2 protein-coding genes and 2 tRNA genes are annotated in these 3,293 nt (G+C 54.7%); 1 reads left to right on the top strand and 3 read right to left on the bottom strand.

Annotated features, from left to right (window positions below; translation table 11 throughout):
• Positions 1 to 10: 10 nt before the first annotated feature.
• Together MWU64_RS15275 and MWU64_RS15280 are read right to left on the bottom strand one after the other, a co-directional pair.
• Positions 11 to 87: transfer RNA gene (locus MWU64_RS15275), tRNA-Met, on the bottom strand.
• 97 nt (positions 88 to 184) lie between these two features.
• Positions 185 to 1,504 carry an acetyl-CoA C-acetyltransferase gene (locus MWU64_RS15280; protein ID WP_247065336.1) on the bottom strand — a complete coding sequence of 440 codons (1,320 nt, stop codon included), beginning with the start codon at positions 1,502 to 1,504 and terminating at the stop codon, positions 185 to 187.
• A gap of 185 nt (positions 1,505 to 1,689) precedes the next feature.
• On the opposite strand from MWU64_RS15280, the gene MWU64_RS15285 reads away from it, so the two are divergent.
• Complete coding sequence (locus MWU64_RS15285; protein WP_247065338.1) at positions 1,690 to 3,096, top strand: 3-oxoacyl-ACP reductase; 1,407 nt, start codon at positions 1,690 to 1,692, stop codon at positions 3,094 to 3,096.
• 121 nt (positions 3,097 to 3,217) lie between these two features.
• On the opposite strand, the gene MWU64_RS15290 is transcribed toward MWU64_RS15285, so the two are convergent.
• Positions 3,218 to 3,293 (bottom strand) — tRNA-Val (locus tag MWU64_RS15290).

Here is a 3,293-nt window from a genome sequence, read left to right on the forward strand (position 1 = left end):
TTCTTTTATATGGTAGCGGGGGCTGGATTCGAACCAACGACCTTCGGGTTATGAGCCCGACGAGCTACCAGACTGCTCCACCCCGCATCAAACTGGTTGTTAACCAAGTCGCCTCGATCAACGTGGCGCGAATAATACGAGGTGAAGCGCCTTATGTCAAAGGGAATTACAACATTCCTGAAAATTAGCGTTCCAGAATAGCGGTAACGCCCTGGCCGCCGGCCGCACAGATGGAAATCAGGCCACGGCCGCTTCCTTTCTCTTCCAGCAGTTTAGCCAATGTAGAGACGATACGTCCGCCCGTGGCTGCAAACGGGTGGCCGGTTGCCAGACTGGAGCCTTTTACGTTCATCTTCGAACGGTCGATGCTGCCCAGCGGCTTGTCCAGGCCGAGGCGCTCTTTGCAGAACACAGGATCTTCCCACGCCTTCAGCGTAGACAGTACCTGAGCGGCAAAGGCTTCGTGAATTTCGTAAAAATCAAAATCCTGAAGCGTCAGACCGGCTCTTTCCAGCATACGTGGTACAGCATAGGCAGGAGCCATTAGCAGACCTTCTTTCTTATCCACGAAATCAACCGCAGCAACTTCTGAGAAGGTCAACCACGCTCGAACTTCCAGGCCATTCTCTTTGGCCCACTCCTCACTAGCCAGCAACACGCAAGAGGCACCGTCCGTCAGAGCTGTACTGTTAGCGGCGGTCATGGTGCCGTTTTCACGGTCAAAAACCGGCTTTAGGGTGGCCAGCTTTTCAAGCGTCGTGTCCGGGCGCAGAATATTGTCTTTTTTCAAGCCCGCCAGCGGTGTAATCAAATCCTCAAAGAATCCTTCTTCGTAGGCTTTCGCCAGCTTTTGATGGCTCTCGTAAGCCAGCTGATCTTGATCTTCCCGCGCGATGCTCCACTCCTTCGCGGTAATCTGGCAATGCTCGCCCATGGACAACCCCGTGCGCGGTTCGCCATTAGTCGGAATCTCAGGTGCCAAATAGCTCGGGCGGAACCGGGCCAGTATTTTCAGGCGCTCCTTAGCTGTTTTGGCACGATTAAGGTCCAATAGAATCTCACGCAAACCTTCGCCAACACCGATAGGGGCGTCTGAGGTGGTGTCTGTGCCACCCGCAATACCGCACTCGATTTGCCCCAGGGCAATTTTATTTGCCACAAGAATGGCAGCTTCAAGACCCGTACCACATGCCTGCTGAATGTCGTATGCCGAGGTTTCGGGTGCCAGGCCCGAGCTAAGCACCGCTTCACGGGTCAGGTTGAAATCGCGGGAGTGTTTGATGACCGCACCGGCAACCACTTCCCCCAAGCGCCTACCTTGTAGGTTGTAACGGTCCACCAGACCGCGCAGGCTAGAGGTCAGCATTTCCTGATTGCTGATTTTGTTGTAGGCCGTGTTGGAACGGGCAAACGGCGTCCGATTACCGCCAATAACCGCTACGCGGCGAATACCGTTGCTCGGTTTCGCAGTTTTGGATTTGGAGCCTTTCTGAGCCTGTGCCATATCAAAATGTCCTGTATAACGATGAATAATCGAGAAGTTTGACGTTATGCTGAAGTCTATCGATAAACCGGCGCGTCTCATTGGCAAGTCTGACAATGCCAACCCCGGGTTCAGTCAATCCATTAAACGTTGGAATCCTTACCCTTTAAACCATTCTATGAATAAATTCATTACAGGAAGCAACCATGTCAGATCTCTACCTCAAACTCGTTAATACGCCTGTCGGCAAATCGGCAGCCCAATCCCTTGGCCTGCCTTCGCCTAACCCTCTGAAGCGCCTGAAGCGTGTCGACCAGCCCTATGTTGAAGGCGACGTATTAGTTGCCGCGGGGGCCGGTGCAAAAGCTGCATCAACAGTGGGTGCCACACTGGGCGCCAGCCCGGCCAACTTGTTCCACGCAACCGGTCTGGACACACTGGACGAATCTTCGAAAGTAGGCAACAAGGCCCAAGCGCTGGATGTAACCGGTGAGCTTAACGGCAAGTTCTCCGCTCTGGTGTTTGATGCTACCGGTTTGAAAACCCCGAAGGAACTGCGTGCGCTGTACGACTTTTTCCACCCGACCATCCGCAAACTGGCTGCCAACGGCCGTATTCTGGTGATTGGCCAAGACCCACACACCTGCCGCAAAGCACCGCAGGCAGCCGCGCAACAATCCCTCGAAGGGTTCGTGCGGGCAATGGGCAAGGAAATCGGCAAGAAAGGCGCCACTGCCAACCTGATCTGGATGGCACCCAACGCTGAAAACCAGCTGGACTCCAGCGTGCGCTTCTTCCTGTCGCCGCGCTCAGCCTATGTTTCTGGCCAGTTCGTTCGCATCGGAAAAGCCGACACCGCAAAAGCGACCAACCCGGTTGCACCGCTGGCCGGCAAGGTTGCCTTGGTCACCGGCGCTTCTCGCGGCATCGGCGCATCGATTGCTGAAACCCTGTCTCGCGATGGCGCAACCGTGATCGGCCTGGACATTCCACAGGCACTGGAAGACCTGAAAAACGTCACAGACGCCATCAAAGGCAAGGCCCTGGCCTGCGACATCACCGATGAAAAAGCGCCGAAGCTGATCGCAGATTTCATTGCCAAAGAAACAGGTGGCGTAGACTTTGTGGTGCACAACGCAGGTATCACCCGCGATAAGACTCTTGGCAACATGCCAGAGCACTTCTGGGACATGACCATTGCCGTCAACCTGACCGCAGAAGAACTGATCGATGAAGAGCTTTTGCACCGCAGCCTGCTGAACGAAAACGGCCGCATTGTGTGCATCTCGTCCATCAGCGGCATAGCCGGAAACTTCGGCCAAACCAATTATTCCTGCGCCAAGAGTGGCGTCATCGGATACGTCGAAGCCATGTCCAAGCAGCTTAAGGACGGCATCACAATCAACGCTATCGCGCCAGGCTTTATCGAAACGCAAATGACGGCCGCCATGCCCTTCACCATCCGTGAAGCCGGCCGACGCATGAACAGCCTGTCTCAGGGCGGTCAACCAATTGACGTGGCGGAAGCCATTGCCTGGTACTGCAACCCAGCCTCTGCTGGTGTTACAGGTAACGTTGTGCGGGTTTGTGGCCAGTCTTTGATTGGCAAGTAAAGCACGGTAGGCAAATCAAAGCCGGGTGACTTAGGTCTCCCGGCTCCTCTTTTGTGGCACGCTGAGATTTCTGAAGGCAAAAAAAAAAGCAGATCCGATTGGATCTGCTTTTTTTCAAATCTGGTGGGTGGTACTGGGATCGAACCAGTGACCCTCGCCTTGTAAGGGCGATGCTCTCCCAGCTGAGCTAACCACCC

The sequence above is a fragment of the Marinobacter sp. S0848L genome (assembly GCF_023016065.1).
Lineage (GTDB): Bacteria > Pseudomonadota > Gammaproteobacteria > Pseudomonadales > Oleiphilaceae > Marinobacter.